18 protein-coding genes and 1 tRNA gene are annotated in these 20,662 nt (G+C 67.7%); 8 read left to right on the forward strand and 11 right to left on the reverse strand.

What is annotated here, in order from left to right; genetic code table 11:
- The first annotated feature begins 4 nt into the window (after positions 1-4).
- Entirely contained in the window at positions 5-1,723 is a 1,719-nt protein-coding gene (locus AC5P9C_RS11205; protein ID WP_262232043.1) for an ATP-binding response regulator, read from the forward strand.
- Between the two features lie 109 nt (positions 1,724-1,832).
- Here AC5P9C_RS11205 and dkgB read toward each other — a convergent pair whose 3' ends face one another.
- Positions 1,833-2,642: a 2,5-didehydrogluconate reductase DkgB gene (dkgB, locus tag AC5P9C_RS11210; RefSeq protein ID WP_049470749.1), complete on the reverse strand. Its 810-nt coding sequence runs from the start codon at positions 2,640-2,642 to the stop codon at positions 1,833-1,835.
- Positions 2,643-2,864: 222 nt separating this feature from the next.
- Positions 2,865-4,985 carry a methyl-accepting chemotaxis protein gene (locus AC5P9C_RS11215; protein WP_343540852.1) on the reverse strand — a complete coding sequence of 707 codons (2,121 nt, stop codon included), beginning with the start codon at positions 4,983-4,985 and terminating at the stop codon, positions 2,865-2,867.
- A 183-nt stretch (positions 4,986-5,168) separates the two neighbouring features.
- Between AC5P9C_RS11215 and AC5P9C_RS11220 the strand changes: the two genes are divergently transcribed.
- Both AC5P9C_RS11220 and AC5P9C_RS11225 read left to right on the forward strand, forming a co-directional pair.
- Positions 5,169-5,624, forward strand: coding sequence for an Rrf2 family transcriptional regulator (locus AC5P9C_RS11220; RefSeq protein WP_154331384.1), 456 nt, complete (start codon positions 5,169-5,171; stop codon positions 5,622-5,624).
- On the forward strand, positions 5,614-6,519 hold the full coding sequence (locus tag AC5P9C_RS11225) for an NAD(P)/FAD-dependent oxidoreductase (protein ID WP_049470760.1): 906 nt from the start codon (positions 5,614-5,616) through the stop codon (positions 6,517-6,519). The genes AC5P9C_RS11220 and AC5P9C_RS11225 overlap by 11 nt, the downstream gene beginning before the upstream one ends.
- Before the next feature lie 95 nt (positions 6,520-6,614).
- Here the strand turns inward: AC5P9C_RS11225 and AC5P9C_RS11230 are convergent, their stop codons facing one another.
- The 4 genes from AC5P9C_RS11230 to AC5P9C_RS11245 all read right to left on the reverse strand — a co-directional run bounded on the left by AC5P9C_RS11230 (position 6,615) and on the right by AC5P9C_RS11245 (position 11,119).
- Entirely contained in the window at positions 6,615-7,835 is a 1,221-nt protein-coding gene (locus AC5P9C_RS11230) for an RtcB family protein (protein ID WP_414615075.1), read from the reverse strand.
- A 56-nt stretch (positions 7,836-7,891) separates the two neighbouring features.
- A complete protein-coding gene (locus tag AC5P9C_RS11235; RefSeq protein ID WP_343541195.1) occupies positions 7,892-9,016 on the reverse strand; it encodes a slipin family protein in 1,125 nt (374 codons plus the stop codon).
- Positions 9,017-9,372: 356 nt separating this feature from the next.
- Positions 9,373-9,445: transfer RNA gene (locus AC5P9C_RS11240), tRNA-Gln, on the reverse strand.
- Positions 9,446-10,162: 717 nt separating this feature from the next.
- The gene (locus AC5P9C_RS11245; protein WP_049470769.1) at positions 10,163-11,119 is read right to left on the reverse strand and encodes an aldo/keto reductase; all 957 of its coding nucleotides are present in this window, start codon (positions 11,117-11,119) and stop codon (positions 10,163-10,165) included.
- A gap of 169 nt (positions 11,120-11,288) precedes the next feature.
- Between AC5P9C_RS11245 and AC5P9C_RS11250 the strand changes: the two genes are divergently transcribed.
- The 3 genes from AC5P9C_RS11250 to AC5P9C_RS11260 all read left to right on the forward strand — a co-directional run bounded on the left by AC5P9C_RS11250 (position 11,289) and on the right by AC5P9C_RS11260 (position 13,157).
- A complete protein-coding gene (locus tag AC5P9C_RS11250) occupies positions 11,289-12,146 on the forward strand; it encodes a class I SAM-dependent methyltransferase (RefSeq protein WP_049470771.1) in 858 nt (285 codons plus the stop codon).
- Between the two features lie 110 nt (positions 12,147-12,256).
- A complete protein-coding gene (locus tag AC5P9C_RS11255; RefSeq protein WP_223224768.1) occupies positions 12,257-12,508 on the forward strand; it encodes a hypothetical protein in 252 nt (83 codons plus the stop codon).
- A 109-nt stretch (positions 12,509-12,617) separates the two neighbouring features.
- A complete protein-coding gene (locus AC5P9C_RS11260) occupies positions 12,618-13,157 on the forward strand; it encodes a pseudouridine synthase (protein WP_049470775.1) in 540 nt (179 codons plus the stop codon).
- A 93-nt stretch (positions 13,158-13,250) separates the two neighbouring features.
- On the opposite strand, the gene AC5P9C_RS11265 is transcribed toward AC5P9C_RS11260, so the two are convergent.
- Both AC5P9C_RS11265 and hrpB read right to left on the reverse strand, forming a co-directional pair.
- The gene (locus AC5P9C_RS11265; RefSeq protein ID WP_049459858.1) at positions 13,251-13,640 is read right to left on the reverse strand and encodes a hypothetical protein; all 390 of its coding nucleotides are present in this window, start codon (positions 13,638-13,640) and stop codon (positions 13,251-13,253) included.
- Positions 13,641-13,839: 199 nt separating this feature from the next.
- On the reverse strand, positions 13,840-16,344 hold the full coding sequence (gene hrpB / locus AC5P9C_RS11270; protein ID WP_312558439.1) for an ATP-dependent helicase HrpB: 2,505 nt from the start codon (positions 16,342-16,344) through the stop codon (positions 13,840-13,842).
- A gap of 175 nt (positions 16,345-16,519) precedes the next feature.
- Here hrpB and AC5P9C_RS11275 point away from each other — a divergent pair, with 175 nt between their 5' ends.
- Entirely contained in the window at positions 16,520-16,906 is a 387-nt protein-coding gene (locus tag AC5P9C_RS11275) for a hypothetical protein (RefSeq protein ID WP_123959211.1), read from the forward strand.
- Between the two features lie 61 nt (positions 16,907-16,967).
- Positions 16,968-17,765, forward strand: a complete 798-nt coding sequence (locus tag AC5P9C_RS11280) for a TatD family hydrolase (protein ID WP_053505455.1) — start codon at positions 16,968-16,970, stop codon at positions 17,763-17,765.
- A 56-nt stretch (positions 17,766-17,821) separates the two neighbouring features.
- Here the strand turns inward: AC5P9C_RS11280 and AC5P9C_RS11285 are convergent, their stop codons facing one another.
- From AC5P9C_RS11285 to AC5P9C_RS11295, 3 genes are all read right to left on the reverse strand, one after another.
- Positions 17,822-18,706 (reverse strand): NAD-dependent epimerase/dehydratase family protein, encoded by an 885-nt coding sequence (locus AC5P9C_RS11285; protein WP_343541185.1) that lies wholly within the window; start codon positions 18,704-18,706, stop codon positions 17,822-17,824.
- A complete protein-coding gene (gene panE, locus AC5P9C_RS11290) occupies positions 18,703-19,641 on the reverse strand; it encodes a 2-dehydropantoate 2-reductase (RefSeq protein ID WP_343541184.1) in 939 nt (312 codons plus the stop codon). The genes AC5P9C_RS11285 and panE overlap by 4 nt, the downstream gene beginning before the upstream one ends.
- A gap of 189 nt (positions 19,642-19,830) precedes the next feature.
- A complete protein-coding gene (locus tag AC5P9C_RS11295; RefSeq protein ID WP_343541183.1) occupies positions 19,831-20,598 on the reverse strand; it encodes a hypothetical protein in 768 nt (255 codons plus the stop codon).
- Between the last annotated feature and the right edge of the window lie 64 nt (positions 20,599-20,662).

Consider the following 20,662-nt stretch of genomic DNA (forward strand, 5'->3'; position numbering starts at 1 on the left):
CTGTGTGTCCTCGCAGACCTCCGCCCCGGCGGCATTGCTGCAGGCAGCCCGCGCGCTGGAGATGCACCACCTGGTCTGGCTGCTGTCGTGCCTGCAGGAGCCACGCGCCAGCGGATTCCGGGTACTGCTGCAGGCACTGGTGGTGCTGTGGTGCTGGCTGTGGCTGGATGGTCCGCAGCCGGTTCTGGCCAATGAGGCGGCCAGCGTGTTGCCGGGGGCCGTTGCACTGCTTGCGGTGTCCGTGACATGGGCGCTCGTTGCAAGGCTTTGCATGGAGCGCTGCCGCCACTGGTGCGATGGGGTAGGCCTTCTACTCAGCCTGGCAATGGTTGCGATCCAGGTGGACGCGGCGTTCATCCTGCTGATGACGCTCAATGCAGCCCTGCCTTTCCTCGTGATCTCTGCGACCGCGGTATATGGCCGCAGGGCAATCGCTCCCGCGATTGCATCGACTGCGCTGACATTGCTGTGGGCCGCACCCGAAGGCTATTGGGTGTCTCGGCCTGCCTACCTGGCCTACGCGCTGGCACTTACCATCCTGCTGCCGCTGGTAGTGGCGTCGCTGATGGCGGCGATGCGCGACATAGCGCTGCGCGCCATTGCTTCGCGTGAGGCGCAGGGCCGATTCGTCAGTACGATGAGCCACGAGCTGCGGACGCCGCTGAACGCCATCATCAGTGGGATGCAGTTGATGGAGGTGGGTACGGTAAGTGCAGCCCAACGGCATGCACTGGCGACGGTCGCGAGGCAGGCGCAGGCGCTCAGGCACCGCATCGATGATGTACTGGACGTAGCCAGCATCGACGGTGGCCGGTTGCAGTTGCGGCTTCATCCTTGTTCGCTGCGGTCGATCATTGAAAGCGTGCAGGCGACCTGCATGCCGGCTGCCGCCGACAAGGGCGTACTTCTGCAGCTGGATGGGAGCGAGTGCGATGTCTGGATGCTGGCAGACGGCGGCCGTATCGAACAGGTAGTGACCAATCTTGTCTGCAATGCCATCAAGTTCAGCCCGATGGCGGGCGAGGTATGGGTATCCATCAATGCCACCCGATCGGGTGACGACTGCCAGGTTCAGATCGAGGTCTGCGATTCCGGCACGGGGATCGAAGCCGCGGACCTGGAGACGATCTTCTCGCCGTTCGTACAGCTCAGCCAGGGTGAGGCACGCTGCGAGCAGGGTGTCGGGCTGGGGCTGTACATCGTGCGGCTGATTTCCGATGCCATGGGTGGGACGATCAGCGTGGGCCGCAGTGAAGCAGGCGGTGCCTCATTCGCGTGGCGCTTCACGGTGGCCTCCACCACGGAGGTGGACCCTCTTCCTTCCCTTGAAGAACTTCTTCAGTCACACGCAGCGTCGGTGCGACCGCTGCACTGCCTGCTGTTCGAGGACGTGGAAACCAACCGTGAGGTGGTGGAGCGCCTGCTGCAGAGCGCCGGCCATCGCCTCAGCTCTCGCCATGATGGCCACGATGCGCGGAAAGTGATCATGGCACTCGGACCTGATGTGGTGCTGCTGGATCTGCACATGCCGGGCTGCAGCGGATGGGAGGTGCTGGAGTCGGTAGCCAGTGACCCCGGCGCGCCACCGGTTCTTGTAATGAGCGCGGATACGCGGGTACAGGTGATTGAAAGAGCCCGCGCGCTGGGGGCTGCCGGTTTTCTATGCAAGCCCTTGGACATCCACGACGTGCTGGATATGTTGCGCGGTGTTGCCGAGCGCTGACCGTCCGGTAGGTGCCGACCTTGGTCGGCACGGTGTTTCATCGATCGATCAGACGTCTGCGCCGACCAAGGTCGGCGTCTACCAGAGCAGTTGCGCGCCGTCGTTGGAATCAATCCCAGGCCGGCGCGATGCCTTCCGGGTTCGCCAGGCGATGGCCGCGGTCGAGCTTGGCGATCTGTGCCATGTCTTCGTCGGTCAGGCGGATCGCTGCTGCTTCCAGGTTGCTGGCCAGGTTCTCGCGCTTGGTCGAGGACGGAATGACCGAGAAGCCCTGCTGCAGCGCCCAGGCCAGTGCGACCTGCGCCGGCGTGGCCTGGTGGCGTCCGGCGATGGCCTGGATCACCGGGTCCTTGATCACCTCGCCATAGGCCAGGCTCATGTAGGCGGTGATGTGGATGCCGTTGTCCTGCAGGAACTTCACCAGCAGGCGATTCTGCAGGTAGGGGTGGATTTCGATCTGGTTGGTGGCGATGGCATCGGCGCCGAGGATGCTGATCGCCTTGCGGGTCTGCGCGATGGTGAAGTTGGAGATGCCGATCTCGCGGGTCAGGCCCTGCGCCTTGGCTTCAGCCAGTGCGGACAGGTACTCCTCCATCGGCACGTCAACCTTGTCGTTCGGCGATGGCCAGTGGATCAGCGCCAGGTCGACGTACTCGGTGCGCAGCTTTTCCAGGCTCGTGCGCAGGCTGGCCAGCAGCGCATCGCGCTTGAACGCGGTGATCCAGACCTTGGTGGTCAGGTAGATGTCGTCGCGCGGCACGCCGGAATCGGCGATGGCCTGGCCGACCTCGGCTTCGTTGCCGTAGATCTGCGCGGTATCGATGGCGCGGTAGCCGACCTCCAGCGCGTTGCGCACGGAATCGATCACGGTCTGGTCTTTCAGGCGGAAGGTGCCGAGACCGAAGGCGGGGACAGTCATGGGGGGCTCCAGCAGAGGGGGAGGGAGGCGGGAATGTCCACGAAAGGGTAGGCCAGTCGCCGTGTGCATGCCGGCAACGGTGCATTGCGCCGCCGTATACGACCGCAGGTCCGCCGCGGGCCCTGGTGGGTGCGGACCGTGGGTCCGCACCGATTCCCGCCGTCGCCCAACCCACGGTCGGGCGCCACCGATCCCCGCGACGTGGGGAACCCGGAAGATGGCTCAGGCCGCGCGCGCCAACGCGTCCTTCGCCGCCGCCGTGGTCGACAGGTCGAACACATCCACCGCATCGATCAGGCGGTTGGCCTGTTGCTCAAGGCTGCGCGCGGCCGCGCTGGCTTCTTCCACCAGCGCGGCATTCTGCTGGGTGGTGCCATCCATCTGGACCACGGTCTGGCTGACCTGTTCGATACCCGCGCTCTGTTCCTGCGAGGCCGCGGAGATCTCAGCCATGATGTCGGTCACCCGCTGCACCGATGCGACAATCTCGGCCATGGTGTCGCCGGCCTCACGCACGCGCTGCGCGCCCTGTCCGACCTGTTCCACCGAGGCCTCGATCAGCGACTTGATTTCCTTGGCGGCCGCCGCCGAACGCTGCGCCAGTGTGCGCACTTCACTGGCGACCACCGCAAAGCCGCGGCCCTGTTCACCGGCCCGTGCCGCTTCGACGGCGGCATTCAGCGCCAGGATGTTGGTCTGGAAGGCGATGCCGTCGATCACGCTGATGATGTCGGCGATCTGCCGCGACGAGGTCTCGATCGCGCCCATCGTCGCCACTACCTGGCCGACCACGCTGCCGCCGTGCGAGGCGACCGTGTGTGCGCCGATCGCCAGCTGGTTGGCCTGGCGTGCGTGCTCGGCGTTCTGGCGCACGGTGGACGTCAGTTCTTCCATCGACGCCGCCGTCTCTTCCAGGTTGGCGGCCTGCTGCTCGGTGCGGCGCGACAGGTCATTGTTGCCGGCGGCGATCTCCGCGGCGGCGGTGTGGATGTTGCCGGAGGCGTGCTTGATGTCGGTGACGATGGTCGCCAGCTGCGTGGCGGTGGTATTGGCATCGCCGGCGATACGCGCGAACACACCCTGGAAATCACCGTGCATGCGTGCACCGAGGCGGCCATCGGCGATCGCGCGCAGCATCGTCGAGACTTCGCCGAGGTTCAGTTCGGTGGTCTGCATCAGGCGGTTCAGGCCATCGACCATCGCGCGGAAGTCGTGCTCGAAGCTCGCGCTGTCGCCACGCTGGCTGAAGTCTCCCGCGCCGGCAGCTTCGGCCAGGCGCCGGATTTCGCCATTGATCCTGCCGAGGTTGTGCTTGGCCATGTCCAGTGCTTCGGTGATCACCGCCTTCTCGCCGGGCAGGCGTTCCATGTCCTGGCTGAGGTCGCCGACCGCATAGCGGCTCATGATCGAGATCGCGCGCATCTTCACCTGGATATGCGCATCGACCAGCGTGTTGCAGTCGGCCACCATGGTGCCGAACGCGCCGGGAAATGCATCGGCCTCCATGCGATGGCTGATGGTACCGGCCTCGTGCGCCTGTGCCATCGCGGCCTGGGCATCCAGTACCCTGCGCAGGGTGGACTGCACCGCTTGCATGGCCTGCGCGAGGCGGCCGATCTCATCGCGGCTGCGCACCTGCACCACGTGCTGCAGGTCGCCGGCGGCCACCGCACGTGCAGCGGCTTCCACCGCCAGCACCGGCTGCACCACCGCGCGCCGCAGCCACCAGGCCAGGCCGATCAGCAGCAGCACGGCGGCCAGTACGGTCAGTGCCGCGCACAGCAGCAGGGTCTGCCGGGCCTGCTGCGAACGGGACGCCACCGCCGCTTCAGCCACCTGCGTGGCGTGCGTGCTCAGCGCATCCAGTGCCATCGCCACCGGGCGATCCTTGCCGCGCACCAGGTTGTCGCCGGCCGCGGGATCGTAGCCGGCCGCGGCAAATGCCTGCAGCGCCGCGTGATAGTCCTGCTGCAGCTGCGCGTGCAGGCCAACGAACGCCTGCGCCAGCTCACGCGTGCGCGGGTCCGGGCTGGTGGCCAGACTCTTGGCCAGTTGCTCGACCAGGCGGCCCTCGCTGTCGAAGCCGTCCAGGTGGCGTTGGCGCAGCGCGTCGTCGTGCCCGCGCAGCAGGACGTTCTTCCATTCCTGCACCTGGCCACGGAACTCACGCTGCAGGCGTTCGGCATCGCGGCTGTGCGCGACTTCGGGCGGGACCTCGGTGGACAACTTCAACCAGGCGGAGGCCAGGCCTGCCAGCGCGCACAGCAGGACCACGGCCAAGCCAACAGAAACCGCGCCGAGCAGCTTGGACTGCAGGCGCGGAGCACGGACAGACGCATTCATCGGGAAGCACTCTCGGGAAGGGGCAATGCGGTATCGACCCGCTACGCTCCCGCTGAAGTGCGACGAACATCACATTAGCGTTTCGTTTAGTGATGTGAAGAAAGTGTTTCATAGGACAAATGTGTCCATATGGAACAAATACGGACCCTGGACAGGGGATATAAATGTAACTAATGTAGTTACATGAAATCCGCGAACCCGCTCTCTGACGCCCTGCACGTGATGGCGCATCTGGTCGGCCAGGATGGCCCGCGCACCTCCGAGCAGCTGGCGTCCTGCCTGCCGACCCATCCGGTGGTGATCCGCCGCCTGCTGGCGCAACTGCACAAGGCCGGCCTGGTACGCAGCACCCGCGGCCATGGGGGTGGCAGCCAGCTGGCCCACGATGCGGCGGCGATCACCCTGCATGACATCTACCTGGCCGTGGGCGCACCGCCCCTGGTGCAGGTCGGTACCCGCGACGCCGGCCGCGGCTGCCCGATCCAGCAGCTGGTCAACAGCGCGCTGCTGGAGGGGGCACGCGAGGCACAGCGGTTGCTGGAGGCGCGCCTGCAGGCGACCACGCTGGACCAGCTCGGCGCCGACTTCGCCCGCCATCTCGCCCATCACCGTTCCCTGGAAGCTCACCATGAATCCTGATGTGCTCATCGTCGGCGGCAGCTACGCCGGCATTGCCGCCGGCCTGATCCTGGCCCGTGCCCGCCGCCCGGTCACCGTCATCGACGCCGGCTTGCCGCGCAACCGCTTCGCCAGCCATTCGCACGGCGTGCCAGGGCTGGATGGCATCAGTGGTGCCGAGCTGCTGAAGACCGCGCGCCAGCAGCTGCTGGACTACCCCACGGTGCGCTGGGTCCATGCCGAGGCCGTGCAGGCCAACGCCAGCGCAGAGGGTGTGGAAGTGCGGACCGCCGATGGCCAGGTGCTGGCCGCGCGCAAGCTGCTGCTGGCCAGTGGCATCGCCGACCAGCTGCCGGCGCTGCCGGGTCTGGCCGAGCGCTGGGGCAGCACCGTGCTGCACTGCCCCTACTGCCACGGTTACGAAGTGGGTGGCGGCGCTATCGGCCTGCTTGGTGGCCATCCGATGTCCGCCAGCAAGGCACCGTTGTTCGCCGACTGGGGTAATGTCACGTTCTTCAGCATGGGACGGGACATCACCGATGAGGAACGCGCCGCCATGCAGCAGCGCGGGGTGCAGATCGAGACGTCACCGGTGCTGCGCGTGCAGGGCGACCAGCCGACCTGGCTGGAGGTGGAGCTGGCCGACGGCCGCCGCATCGCCCAGCGGGCGCTGTTCGTGCCGGCCACCCAGGTGATGGCCACACCGCTGGTGCAGCAGCTGGGCTGCACGTTGGCCGAGAGCCCGCTGGGCGAGCTGATCGAGGTCGACATGATGAAGCAGACCTCGGTGCCCAACGTGTACGCCGCAGGCGATGCGACCACGGTCGGCAACATCACCCTGGCCATGGCCGAAGGCGTGCGCGCGGGTATCGGCGTGCACCACGCGCTGGTGGCCGAAGACAGCGTGCCGCGCTGAATGTGCCGGGGGCAGATCCCTTTCGCAAAAAGGGATCTGACCCCCGACGCGACGTGCTGCTCTGGTAGAGGCCGGCCTTGGCCGGCACCGCTCGGTTACCCCTTCACGCACAGCACCTGGCGCAGGGTGTGCACCACCTCGACCAGGTCCAGCTGCGCGGCCATCACATCGTCGATCGACTTGTACGCGGCCGGTGACTCGTCCAGCACGCCGCTGTCCTTGCGGCATTCCACGTGCGCCGTGGCCTCGCGATGCTGGGCCAGCGTGATCTGCTGGCGCGCGGCGCCACGGCTCATCACCCGCCCGGCACCGTGGCTGCAGCTGTGGAAGCTGTCGGCGTTGCCCTTGCCACGCACGATGTAGCTGCGCGTGCCCATGCTGCCGGGAATGATGCCCAGCTCACCCTCGCGGGCACTGACGGCCCCCTTCCGGGTCACCAGCAGCTCCTGCCCGTGGTGCGTTTCCTTCTGCACGTAGTTGTGGTGGCAGTTCACCGCCATCGCCGCCAGCTGGAACTTCGGCAACCGGTGGCGCATCTCGGCCAGCACGCGCGACATCATCGCCTCGCGGTTCTGCCGGGCATAGTCCTGCGCCCACGACACGGCTTCGACGTAGTCATCGAACAGCGGCTCGCCTTCCATGAAGAACGCCAGGTCCTTGTCCGGCAGGTGGAAGCCGAGCACGCGCCGGGCCAGTTCCTCGCGCGCCCTCTCGATGAAGTAGGTACCGATCAGGTTGCCGGTGCCGCGCGACCCGCTGTGCAGCATCACCCACACCGTATCGGTCTCGTCCAGGCACAGTTCAATGAAGTGGTTGCCGCCACCCAGCGTACCCAGCTGGCGGTCCAGCTTGTCGGTGCGGATCCTGCGGTGCTTGTCCCTGATCTTCTCCAGGCCGGCGGCCAGCCCGGACTGCACCAGCCGGGTGTGGATGCTGTCGGGCATGCGGTGATGCTCGCCGCCGCGCCCATTGCCGACCGGAATGCTGCGCTCGATGCTGTTGCGCAGTTGCCGCAGGTCATCGGGCAGGTCGTTGGCGCGCAGCGTGGTGCGTACGGCCGCCATGCCGCAGCCGATGTCGACGCCGACTGCGGCCGGGATGATCGCACCGCGGGTCGGGATCACCGAGCCCACGGTCGCGCCCTTGCCCAGGTGCACGTCCGGCATCACCGCCACCCACGGCCCGACGAACGGGATCGCGGCGATGTTGCGCAGCTGCTCATGCGCCTGCGCTTCCAGCGGCACACCATTAACCCAGCCCTTGATCGGCGTGGTGCCCTCGGCGTGCAGCCATTGATAGTTGTGTTGAGTGTCCATGTCTTCGTGTATGTCCTTGATGGGCCGGCGGCGCGTCCCTGCGCCGCCGCGACCCCCTACCTGATCGTCACCAGCTGCTTCAGCACGCCATCCAGGCCGCCGAACACGGTGAGCGTGTCGATCTTCTCGGTGACCTTCTCCAGTGCCTCCAGCTCCTTCAAGCGCATCAGCACCGGGTTGTCCTCGATCAGCTTTGCGGTGTTGAGCTGCGAACGCGTGGCGTTGGCCTCCTCGCGGCGGCGGATCACGCTGGCCTGGGCCTGCTTCTCGGCCAGCACCACGCCGTTGAGGATCTCCTTCATCTCGCCCGGCAGGATCACGTCCTTGATGCCGACGCCGAGCAAGCGCACGCCGTGGCCCTCGATCGCCGCCTGCACATGGGCGGCGATCTCACCGTCCAGTGCTGCCTTGTCGCCCAGCAGCTCGTCCAGGCTGCGCGCGGCAATCGCCTGGCGCAGGCCGAACTGCAGCTGCCGGTAGACGAACTCATCGGCATTGCTGAGCGTGCGGTGTGCACGCACCGGGTCGACCACCTGCACGGTCGCGGCCAGGTTCACCCGCAGGGTCACCTTGTCACGGCTGAGCAGCTCCTGGCCGGACACGTCCAGCGAACGTGCACGCAGTTCCACGCGCTCCACCGACACGTTGCCGTTGAAGTTCCAGAACGCGTGCAGGCCGGCGTCCAGCGTCTGCCGCAGCGTGCCATCGATGAACAGCAGGCCCACCGACTCGCTCGGCACGGTGCTGATCACCGCCACACGCGGCAGCACGCCCAGCTGGCCCAGGCGCTGCTGCACGTCCACCGGAATGCGCGGCTCGTCACCCAGCGCCATCACGCGCACCTGGGTGTCGACCGAACCGCGCCAGTACAGGCGACGGCTGCCCGGCGGCAGGACTTCATCGATGCGGCCATTGCGCAGCAACAGGCCGACCTCGCTGGCGCCGACGTTGACGAGCACGAAGTGGGTGTCCAGCTGTGCGCCCAGCGCTTCGATCAGGCTGTCCTGGTCGCTGCCGGTATAGGCCGCGCCCTTCGATGCGGTGTGGATGTCTACCTGCGGGCGGCCGCCGAACAGCGACAGGCGGTGCACGCCCGGCAGCAGGATCTGCTGGAAACGACGGTTGCGATACACCAGGCCGCGCTCGCCGTCGCCGATCACGACCTTGATGGTCCAGAACATGGGAGTCTCTCCTTGTATGGCTCTGGTGGTTCGACCCGTTGCGGATGAATCGCCATGACCCGGGTCGATCAGGTCGTGGCGCGGCCGCCTGCACACCACGTGCAGGCAGCGGAAGAGGGCGGCCATCGGCGGACGGTCCGCGCGCGGAGCCTTCGGTGCACCGGCAGTGCTGCCATCGTCGTTCCCGGCAGGCAGCACCGGGGCGGAACGTGGCTGGCAGTGGCGGCGGGCCGGAGCCCGGCGTGCGGTCCGTTGCCGTCCACGCCCCGCCCGAAGGCGATGGCGGTGGACGGCGACGATGGCCGCTGGGGCTTGCGCCCCGGGTGTTGCTTCAGGTCATGACGTGACAGGTCATGTGGTTTGGAGTGGGAATCGAACCCACGACAGACGGAATCAGGATCCGTTGCTCTACCCTACTGAGCTATCCAGTTGGGGACCGCGCGGAATCGAACCGCGTACCGGCGAACCGGCGCCTGCCTCCAGCAGGCGATCCAGGCGATGGCATGTCCGCGACCTCCGGCATACGCCACGGCAACGCCGCGCGCACCAGCCCGTGGTGGAAACGGGACCGTTGGAGAATCGAGGGTGCAGGCCACCGACATTATCGCGAGCGATAATGTTTGGGAGCGATGCAGATAATGTCCAGGCGCCGCCACTCGCGCGAAGTAAATCCTTCGGCGGGGCGGGGAAATCCTGGGTCAGTGAGCGGCGGATTGCCGCGCGGGGTGCAGTTCTGGCATCGCGGGTCCTTGTGCCGACGCAAACGAAAACGCCCCCGGGACTTGCGTTCCGAGGGCGTCGCCAGGCCTCGGAGATCGGGGTGGCCGATCTCCGCAGGGCGGGTATCAGGCCGTTGTCAGCTGGGGTTCCTTGCCGAACGCGCGCGCCAGCACGTCCATGCGCAGGCATGGCAGCAGTTTGGCGATGGCGACGGAATGCGCGTTCAAGGGAAGTTTCCAGTGGTTGTTGAAACGAGGTGCGCACGATAAACCACGATTTAGTCGCGCGCAACCATTTTGTTCAATTATTTTCTTCTTTACCGCGCGATGCCGGCCAGCGACCGGCACTACCTGACTGTGTCATGCCGGCCAGCGGCCGGCACTACCTGACTGTGTCATGCCGGCCAGCGGCCGGCACCACCGGGTCTCAGGCTTCGGCGCTGGCGGCGTCAAGTTGCGCGATGTCCTGCACGCTCAGCGACAGATTGGCCGCTGCCAGCAGGTCGTGCAGCTGCTCGACGCTGGTGGCGCTGACGATCGGTGCGGTGACCGACGGCCGCGCGATCTGCCATGCCAGTGCGATCTGCGCAGCGCTCGCGCTGTGCTTGCTGGCCACGTCGTCCAGCGCCTGCAGGATGCGCAGGCCGCGCGGATTCAGATAGCGCTTCACCACGGTCTCGCCACGCGCCGGGCTCTTGGCTGCATCGGCCGGCGTGCGGTACTTGCCGCTGAGGAAGCCGCTGGCCAGCGCGTAGTAGCCGATCACGCCGATCTGTTCGCGCTGCACCAGGGGTTCCAGCTCCTTTTCGTAGCCGGCACGGTCATACAGGTTGTACTCCGGCTGCAGCGTTTCGTAACGCGGCAACTTGTAGTCGGTGGACACCTTCAGGGCATCGGCCAGGCGCGTGGCGCTGTAGTTGGACGCACCGATGGCGCGCACCTTGCCGGCTTCGATCAGCCGCCCGAACGCGGCCAGCGTCGCTTCCAGCGGCGTCGCCTCGTCATCCTCGTGGGCCTGGTACAGATCGATCACGTCGGTCTGCAGCCGGCGCAGCGAATCCTCGACCGCCGCATTGATGTTGTCCGGGGTCAGGCCAGGGCGCTCGGCCCACTTGGCCACCTTGGTCGCCAGCACCACCTTGTCGCGCTTGCCGCTGCGGGCAAACCACTTGCCGATCAGCGTTTCCGATTCGCCGCCGGCATTGCCCGGCACCCAGGCCGAGTACACGTCGGCGGTGTCGACCAGATTGAAACCGGCGTCAACGAAGGCATCGAGCAGGGCGAAGCTGGCCTTCTCATCGGCGCTCCAGCCGAACACGTTGCCACCGAAGGCGAGCGGACGTACATGCAGGCCGGAACGGCCCAGTTCGCGGGTTGCCGTCATGGGCACGGACTCCTTGGGGGAAGTGCTCCAGAATAGAACGCGTTGTGTGACCGTGCTGCGGCGGCAACCACAAAACAGTGTTCCGCGTCAGGCGCGCAGCTAACGTTTTGTGAACACCTGGTGCGCCGCGGCTGCTAGTCTCGCCGCATCTTCCGCTGGAGTCGCTCCGATGATGCCTGTTTCGTCCCTGCGTGGTTGCCGCCTGCTGCTTGCTTCGGCCCTGATTGCCGCTGTTCCTGCGTTCGCCGCACCGGCCACGGTGGCGCCGGCGAAGATCCAGGTGTCACCGGCCATCGACGCGGCGGTGAAGGCACCCACCCGTGATGCCAACAACGTCAAGCGCGACGGCTTCCGCCACCCGGCGCAGACGCTGTCGTTCTTCAAGGTGACGCCGGAAAAGACCGTCATCGAGATCACGCCCGGCAACGGCTGGTATTCGGAGATCCTGGCGCCGCTGCTGCAGGACAAGGGCCGCTACGTGGCTGCCGTGGTCGATCCGATGGCGGTGCCCGAGGGTCGCGGCCGTGACTACCAGCAGCGCAGCCGCGACAGCCTGGAAAAGAAGTACGCCGGCGCGCCGGCACAGTTCGGCAAGACTGCCGTGGTGGCCTATGATCCGGCCAAGCCGGTGTTCGGCCCGGCCAATTCAGCCGATGTGGTGCTGACCTTCCGCAACGTGCACAACTGGCGCAAGGCTGGCCAGGCGCAGGGCATGTTCCAGGGCTTCTTCAACGTGCTCAAGCCGGGCGGCGTGCTGGGCGTGGTCGAGCACCGCGCCAAGGCCGACGTGGCCGATGACGATGACACCGGCTATGTCGGCCAGCAGCAGGTGATCGCAATGGCCGAAGCCGCCGGCTTCAAACTGGACGCGCGCAGCGAGGTCAACGCCAACCCGCGCGACACCAAGGACCACCCGAACGGCGTGTGGACGCTGCCGCCGACCAACCAGCACGACAAGGCCGATGATGCGAAGTACCAGGCGATCGGCGAAAGCGACCGCATGACCCTGCGCTTCATCAAGCCGTAAGTGCGGCGCCGGGCTGCGCCCGGTGAGCGCTGCGGCGTCACAATGGACGTAAGGTGTATCCGCCGGGCGTGGCCCGGCCCTGCTGCCAATGGAGTGGACAGTTGAAGAAGGTGTTCTATATCGCTGTTGCAGTGCTGGTGTTGGCGCGGCTGATTGATTTCGTGTTCTACGGTGGCCATGCCTACGACCTGGTGGCGACGGTGGGGTTTGTCGTGCTGTTTGCCGGTGCGCTGCTGGAGGAGCGCGCGCGGGCCATGAATCCGCCGCCGGTTCGCCTGCGGCGCCGGGCCAATGTCATCGCGGCGTGCGGCATCGCACTGGTGCTGGGCTCTTTCCTGCTGGAGTGGAAGGTCTTCGGTTGATCGCGTCGCAGCTTCGGCGGGCGTGATGCCCGGTAGCGCCGGGCCGCGCTCGGCGAGCGGGCAGCGCGGCATGGGACAATGCCCACACCCGCCGCCTGCCGTGCCCGCAATGCTGATCGCCTTCAACAAGCCCTTCAACGTGCTCTGCCAGTTCACCGACCGCAGTGTGCCGCCACGGCCGACCCTGGCCGGGTTCGGCCTGCCGCCGCGCGTGTATGCCGCCGGCCGCCTGGACCATGACAGCGAGGGCCTGCTGCTGCTGACCGACAACGGCACCCTGGCGCACAAGCTCACCGACCCCCGGCACAAGGCCGACAAGACCTACTGGGTGCAGGTGGAAGGCACGCCCGGTGACGAGCAGTTGCAGCGGTTGCGCGACGGGGTGGAACTGAATGACGGGCCGACCCTGCCGGCGAAGATCGAACGCCTTGATCCGGCTCCCGCGTTGTGGACGCGCGATCCGCCGGTACGCTTCCGCAAGACCGTGCCTGACAGCTGGCTGGCGATCACGATCCGCGAGGGGCGCAACCGCCAGGTGCGGCGGATGACGGCGGCGGTGAACCTGCCGACACTGCGGCTGGTGCGGGTGTCGATGGGACCCTACCGGCTGGACGACCTGCAGCCCGGACAGTGGCGGCAGATCGGTTGAGACAGAAAGGGCCGGAGGCCTTGCGGCGTCCGGCCCTCATGCGCTGCCCTGGGGTCAGAGCCCTTCCTGCGGAAGGATCCGACCCCGGTGGATTCACGCGTCGCTGCCGATATCGCTGTGCTCGTCCACCACGGTATCGTTGCGGCGGTCACGCGCGCTGATCCGCTGCGCCTGCCCATTCACCACGTGGCCGTTGGCGGCCTTCTTCTTCTGCTGCTTGCGGTACAGCGCATAGCCGAGCAGGCCGACGCCCACTGCAGCGGCGGCGATGGTCACGGCCGGGTTGCGGCGGGCGAACTTGGTGGCGACCTTGCCACCGGTCTTGACGGCGCCCAGCGCCGCGCCGGTCTTGATCCAGTCACTGGCCTGCGGGCCAAGATGGCGCAGGCTGCCACCGGCGCTCTTCAAGCCGTCGCCGGCGCTATGGGCCAGGTCCAGGGCGCGCTCCAGAGCGCGGTCGGTGATCACGGTCAGCTTGCTCATGCGGGGGTCCTTTGCCTCGGGTCGAAGTCCAGTGTCGCGCGTTGCCCGTAAACGGTATGTCAGTCGGGGACGCAGGCGGTGTGACTTCAGCGTAGCCATTCAGGATCAGGCAGGTCCGCTAGGGGGAGTGCAGGCCGCTGGCCGGCAATGCGCTCCACCGGGTGCCACGGGGCTGCCGGCCAGCGGCCGGCACTACCCCTCAGGTCCCGCGCGGCTTGGCCCGGTGCGTGGCCGTGGCCGTCCACGGATCATCCGGCCACGGATGGCGCGGGTAGCGGCCCTTCATTTCCTTTTTTACTTCGGCGTAGGTGTTCTCCCAGAAGTTGCGCAGATCCTGGGTGACCTGCAGCGGGCGGCCGCCGGGGGAGAGCAGGTGCAGGGTCAGCGGCACGCGGCCATCGGCGATGCGCGGCGTATCGGTCAGGCCGAACAGTTCCTGCAGCTTCACCGCCAGCACCGGCGGCAGCGGATCGCCGCTATCGCTGTCCAGCGCATAGGTGATCGGCCGCTCGAGTCCGGATGGCACGGTGATGCGCGTGGGTGCATGACGCTCGATCAGCTGGCGTTGTGACCACTCCAACGGCGACTTCAGCGCCTCGCCGAAACTGGACTCGTCCAGCGCATCCAGGCGGCTCTTGCCGGCAAACGCGGGCTGCAGCCACTGTGCGCGGTTGGCCAGCAGGGCCGCGTCGCTGCAGTCGGGTAGATCCAGTTCCGGCATCCAGCGTCGAAGCGATTCGACACGGGCCTGCCACTGGCGCAGGCCTTCGGTCCACGGCAGGGCCTGCAGGCCGAGTTCGGCCACCGCATCGGTCAGCGCCTGCGCGGCATGCTGCGGATCGACCCGGCCAGCGGAGCGGCTGTCGAGCACGATGCGGTCGAAACGGGTCTCGCGCAGCGCCACCAGGGCGCGGCGTTCACTGTCCCAGCGCACCACGTCTTCAGTGACGAAGCGTTCCGGCCACGCGTTGCGCAGCCGGCCCTCATCCACCGGGGCGGCACGCAGCAGCAGCGCATCGCGCGCTTCGAAGCGCAGTTCGCTGGCCACCAGCCACGGTTCACCACGCAGGTCGCTCAGCTCGTGCAGGCGCGCGCTGCGACCATTGGCCAGCAGGTAGCGCAGGGGATCGCTGGGATGCTGGAAACCGATCCGGTCGGGGAAAGCGTGTGCGAGCAGGTCACCGAGTTCGTGCGCCTCGATGCTGGACGGCGGCGCGGTCTCGCAGCGCAGGCGTCGTCGCCACTGCTTGGCGGCAGCATCGATGGCGGCCAGCCCGCTGCGATGGGCGTCCACCGGCGCGCGGCCGTTGCGGAACGCGGCGAGTGCGCGCCAGCGGGCCGCCAGCGCGTCACCGCCCTGGCGCAGCGGGTCGCGCGCTTCCAGCAGGGCGGCCAGATCGGCGGCCAGGGCCTGCGCACGTGCATCGGGCGCTGCCAGCAGCATTGCCGCCATCCGTGGATGCGTGCCCAGCGCCAGCACGCGCCGGCCGAGTGCGGTGATCGCGCCACTGCTGGACAGCGCGCCCAGCCGCTGCAGCAGTTCGCGCGCGGCGCCCATCGGGCCGGCAGGTGGCGGATCGAGGAAGCGCAGGTCAGTGCTGCCCCAGGCGGCCAGTTCCAGCGCCAGTCCGGCCAGTTCCACCTGGTCGATCTCGGCGCGGCGTTGCGGCTCCAGCCGCTGCGACTGCGGCCACAACCGCCAGGCCACGCCTTCGGCCACGCGGCCGGCACGGCCCGCGCGCTGGTCCGCCGAGGCCTGTGCGATGGCCACCACGTCCAGCCGGGTGAAGCCGCTGTTGGGGTCGTAGCGCGGCTCGCGCGCCTGGCCGCTGTCGATCACCACGCGCACGCCGGGCAGCGTCACCGACGACTCGGCGACGTTGGTGGCCAGCACCACGCGGCGGCGCCCATCGCTGGCCGCCTGCAGTACGCGCGCCTGCTGTTCCACCGGCAGTTCACCGTGCAGGGCCAGCACCTCCACGCCGGCATCCAGCGATTCCTGCAGGCCCGCTTGCACCCGCGCGATCTCGCGCTGGCCTGGCAGGAACACCAGCAGGTCACCCGGATGCTCGGCCAAGGCCTGCTGTACGGCGCGGCGCACCTGCAGTTCCAGGGTTTCATCGCGGCGCGCCGGGAAGTGGCTGATCGCCACCGGATAACTGCGGCCCTCGCTGCTCAACCGCGGTGCATCGAGGAAGCGTGCCAGCCGCTCGCCGTCCAGCGTGGCCGACATCACCACCAGGCGCAGGTCGTCACGCAGCTGCGCCTGCACGTCCAGCGCCAGCGCCAGCCCGAGGTCGCCACTGAGGTGGCGCTCGTGGAATTCGTCGAACAGGATCGCACCGACCTCTTCCAGCATCGGGTCGTCCTGCAGCATGCGGGTCAGGATGCCTTCGGTGACGACTTCGATGCGCGTGCGTGCCGAGATCCTGTTCTCGAAGCGGATGCGGTAGCCGACCGTGCCGCCGACGTCCTCGCCGAGCTGTCGCGCCATGAACAGCGCGGCACTGCGTGCAGCGACCCGGCGCGGCTCCAGCAGGACGATCTTCCGCCCCTGCAGCCACGGTGCATCGAGCAGCGCCAGTGGCACCTGGGTGGTCTTGCCGGCGCCAGGTGGCGCTTCCAGCACCAATCGAGAGTGCTGTCGAAGTACGTCCAGGACCTGCGGAATCAGCGTGGAGATCGGGAAAACAGGCGGTTTCATGTTCCAAGGATAAACGTCCCGGCGCCGACGTGGCTTGACCCCGCAAGGTCGGGGTGTTCTGGTAACGCGCCCTGCCTCCGGCCTGCCCATGCGTCCCAGCCTCCTGCTTGCCTCACTCCTGCTGCTGCCTACGTGCAACAGTGCCAGCGCCGCGCCGTCCGACACAGCCCACCCGATGGCGCGCCTGCTGGGTGCGGACGTTCAGCAGCGCTACCTGCCGCAGGGCATGAGCGATGAACTGTCGATCCGGCGTGCCTATGAACAGGGCATTCTGCGTTCGCCGGACTTTCCTTCGCTGGAAATCTCCGGCGACCAGGCTTTCATCTTCTTCGCCCAGTTCGCGCGCAGCAGGATGGGGCCGACCTTCAATACCTTGACCGTGTGCCACAATCCAGACGGCTTCCGGCTGTTGGTCGGAGGTGGATCGCGCCAGTCCTGCGCAGCACGCCCCGACGCGGGGATGCGGTTCATCCGCCAACGAAATGGCGACCTGGTGTGCGAGCCCTGCGCTGCGCTCAACTTGCCGGAGCGCTGGGAGCGCCACGACCGCCACACGCATTGACCCGCCGATCACTGCCGAGGCGGGCGCTACAATGTGCACGAATACTGCCCAGTAGCCCCCCATGCACCTGATCGATATCGGCGCCAACCTGACCCACGACTCCTTCGACCGCGACCGCGATGCCGTGCTGGACCGCGCGCGCCAGGCCGGCGTTGTGCAGATGGTCATCACCGGCGCCAGCCGCGAGCACTCGCCGCTGGCCCTGCAGCTGGCGCAGCAGCACCCGGGCTTCCTGTACGCCACCGCCGGCGTGCACCCGCACCACGCGGTGGAATACACCGAGGAATGCGATGCCGAAATGCGCGCGCTGCATGCCCACCCCGAAGTGGTGGCGGTGGGCGAGTGCGGGCTGGACTACTTCCGTGACTTCTCGCCGCGCCCGGCCCAGCACCGTGCGTTCGAGCGCCAGCTGCAGCTGGCGGTAGACAACGGCAAGCCACTGTTCCTGCACCAGCGCGACGCGCACGCCGATTTCATGGCGCAGATGAAGAACTTTGAAGGGCGCATCGGCCCGGCGGTGGTGCATTGCTTCACCGGCGAACGCGATGAGCTGTTCGACTACCTGGACCAGGACTGGTACATCGGCATCACTGGCTGGCTGTGTGACGAGCGCCGCGGCGCGCACCTGCGCGAACTGGTGAAGAACATCCCGGCCAACCGCCTGATGATCGAGACCGATGCGCCGTACCTGCTGCCGCGCACGCTGAAGCCGATGCCGAAGGACCGCCGCAATGAACCGATGTTCCTCTCGCACATCGTGGAAGAACTGGCCCGTGACCGGGGCGAGGACGTGGCCGTGACTGCGGCCAATGCCACTGCCGCCACGCGTGCGTTCTTCCGCCTGCCCGACGCGGGTTGATGGTAGTGCCGGCCGCTGGCCGGCAGCACATCCTGATTGCCGGCCAGCGGCCGGCACTACCGGAGCAGGTCGCGCAGGCCCTCACGGTAGCTGGGGAATCGCGGCTGCCACCCCAGCGCGGCACGCGTGCCGCGACTGTTGATGCGCTTGCTGCTCTGGTAGAAGCGCCGCAGGGCCGGGCTCAGCGCCGGGTCATCCCAGGCCACGGCGGGTGGCATCGCAAATCCCCCCAGCTGCGCGGCGAAGGCCAGCACGTCCTGCGGCGGTGCCGGCTCGTCATCGCTGGGCAGGTACATCCCCTGCGCTACCGGTCGCTGCATCGCCGCGATGATCACCGCGGCCAGATCCTGCACGTGCAGGCGGTTGAACACCAGGCCAGGGCGCACCACGTGGCGTGCACGCCCCTGCGCCAGCTGCAGCAGCGCATTGCGACCCGGTCCGTAAAGGCCGGGCAGGCGCAGTACCGCAGAGGCAATGCCGCGTTGCTCGGCCAGCGCACGCCACTGGGCTTCCGCGAGCCGGCGCTGCACGCCGACGGCTTCAGTGGCGTCCGCCACGCTGGATTCGTCGATCCAGCCGCCGGCACGGTCGGCATACACCGAGGTCGATGACAGATAGCCGACCCAGCGCAAGGCCGGGCTGGCGTGCAGCGCCGGCAGCAGCATGCGCAGCGCCGGGTCACCCTCGGCATCGGCCGGTACGCTGCACAGTACGGCCTCGGCGCGCGCGATCTCCTCGAGCAGGCCGGGCGCAGGCGGGGTACCGGCCTGCAACGGGTACCGACGCAGGCCATCGTCGGACGACGCTGCCGGATCACGTACTGTCCCGGCAACCTGCACGCCGCGCGCCTGCAGCTGCGCGGCCAGCACGCGTCCGCTCCAGCCCAGGCCGAGGATCAGCACCCGTCCCGGCAGCGCGCTCGCCTGCGGGCTGAGGCTCACGCGCTGCGCAACGCCTGGTAGGCCTGCAGGCTGCTGTAGGCCACCTGCAGCAGCAGCGCTTCCTGGTCGGCCTTGCGCGCACGCGCCAGCATGTCGCCGACGATCTGCTCGGCCTCCACCTGCTGGCCCGCTTCCAGGTCACGCAGCATCGATGCCTTCAGTGCCGAGCCGGCCTGGGTCAGGGTGCCGCGCGCGGTGTCCTGCGCGGCCTCGGGAATCGGTTCGCCGGCGGCTTCGGCAACGGCCAGGCATTCGTCGTACAGGCCGCGCACGATGGCCTGGCCATCATCGGTGGCGACGATGGTGCCGATGTCGGCACGCAGCAGGCAGGTTGCCGCCGCCAGCGCGGTCAGGAAGGTGTACTTGATCCACTGTTCCTGGCCGATGCGGTCGCTGGCCACGTGGTCCAGGTTGGCCTTCGCGCAGACCGCAGCGAAGGCGCGCACGCGCGCGGAATCCGCATCGCCATCACGCTCGCCGAACGTCAGCTTGGCCGGTTTGCCCAGGTGCAGCACCGCGCCATCGGGTGCCTTGGTGGCGCTGATGAAGCACAGGCCGCCGAGCACGGCCTCGCGGCCGAAGCGCGCGTCCAGCGCGTGGTAGTGATGCAGGCCATTGAGGATCGGCAGCACCGTGGTGCCCGCGCCAACGGCCGGGGCAATGGCGTCAATGGAGCTGTCCAGGTCGTAGGCCTTGCAGCTGAGGATGACCAGATCGAACGGCGTCTCCGCAGCGAGCGCGGGCAGCGCATCGGCGGTGACGTGCTGCACCGGGAAGCGGGCATCGCCCAGCGGGCTGCGGATGACCAGGCCGTCGCGGTCCAGCTGTGCGGCGCGTGCCGGGCGCACCAGGAAGGTGACATCGACGCCGGCCTGGGCCAGGCGACCACCGAAGTATCCGCCGGTACCGCCGGCGCCGAGGATCAGGATGCGCATTGCACGTTCACCGTGTGCTGGGGGAATCAGAACTGCGATTGTGCCGGAGATCGCGGCCAACGGCGGTGCCCCTCGTGGTGGTTCGCGGAAAGCACGGTTCAGTGGGGTTGGCCGGGTGCGGCCACCACGGAAAACAGATCAGGAGCGGAAGCGGGGTCGCTCGCTGCGCGAGCGGGTGTAGAGCCGCGCTCAGGGCAGCTGTTCGCTGAAGCCTTCGGTGTATCCCAATAGAAGCGTGGTGCGGGAGGTCAGCGTTGCAGCCAGCTGTGACCAGGCGTCGTGCGTTCCGGCAGCGTAGACGCGCTGCAGGTCCGCGACCAGAGCGTCCGCTTCCGCAGGCGACGGCGCGCTGTCGCGCTGGAAGCCCAGCCACGATGCGCCAAGCCCGAACAGGCGGTAGTCGTAGTGCTTTTGCAGGTGCCGGATCAGGGCGTGGTTCTGGAAGATGTTCCAGTCCGCGCTGAAGTAGCCGTTGGGCAGGGCGGCGATCAGCAGGTCGTCACGATCCACGGGCACCTGTTGCACGCAGACCACCTCGTCGACGATGAGGTCCGGTGCGGCATTGGCCGCGACCAATGCCTCGATGTCTGCGTCATTGCACATCAGTGTGCCTGCCAGCGCGCTCCAGTCCAGCCGATGAGAGGAATGCTCGAGCTGCGCGACCACATGCGCCAGCAACCGCCCGCGTGCCGCCAACGCATCGTCGGGGGTTGCCGGGTCTTCGTCCTCGTAGAGCGCGATGCGCGCGTCGTCTGACGCGTGCATGCTGGTGTAGCGGCACTGGCCGGCATCATCGAGCGTGCACAGGTAGCGATACCGGGGATCAGCCGCGTGCCGCGAGGCCAGGTATTCCAGCACCTCATCCAGCGTGGGTGAATCGCCCAGCAACGCATGGCTGAAGGCATCGATGGGGCCATCCGATACGGCCTCGTCCAACGGAATGGAAGTGATCTTCATCGCCACAGCCTAGCCGTAATCCGAAACGAAAAGAGCCAAGCATCGGCTTGGCTCTACAGGGGGC

Source organism: Stenotrophomonas sp. YJH_SMC_10 (genome assembly GCF_059371555.1).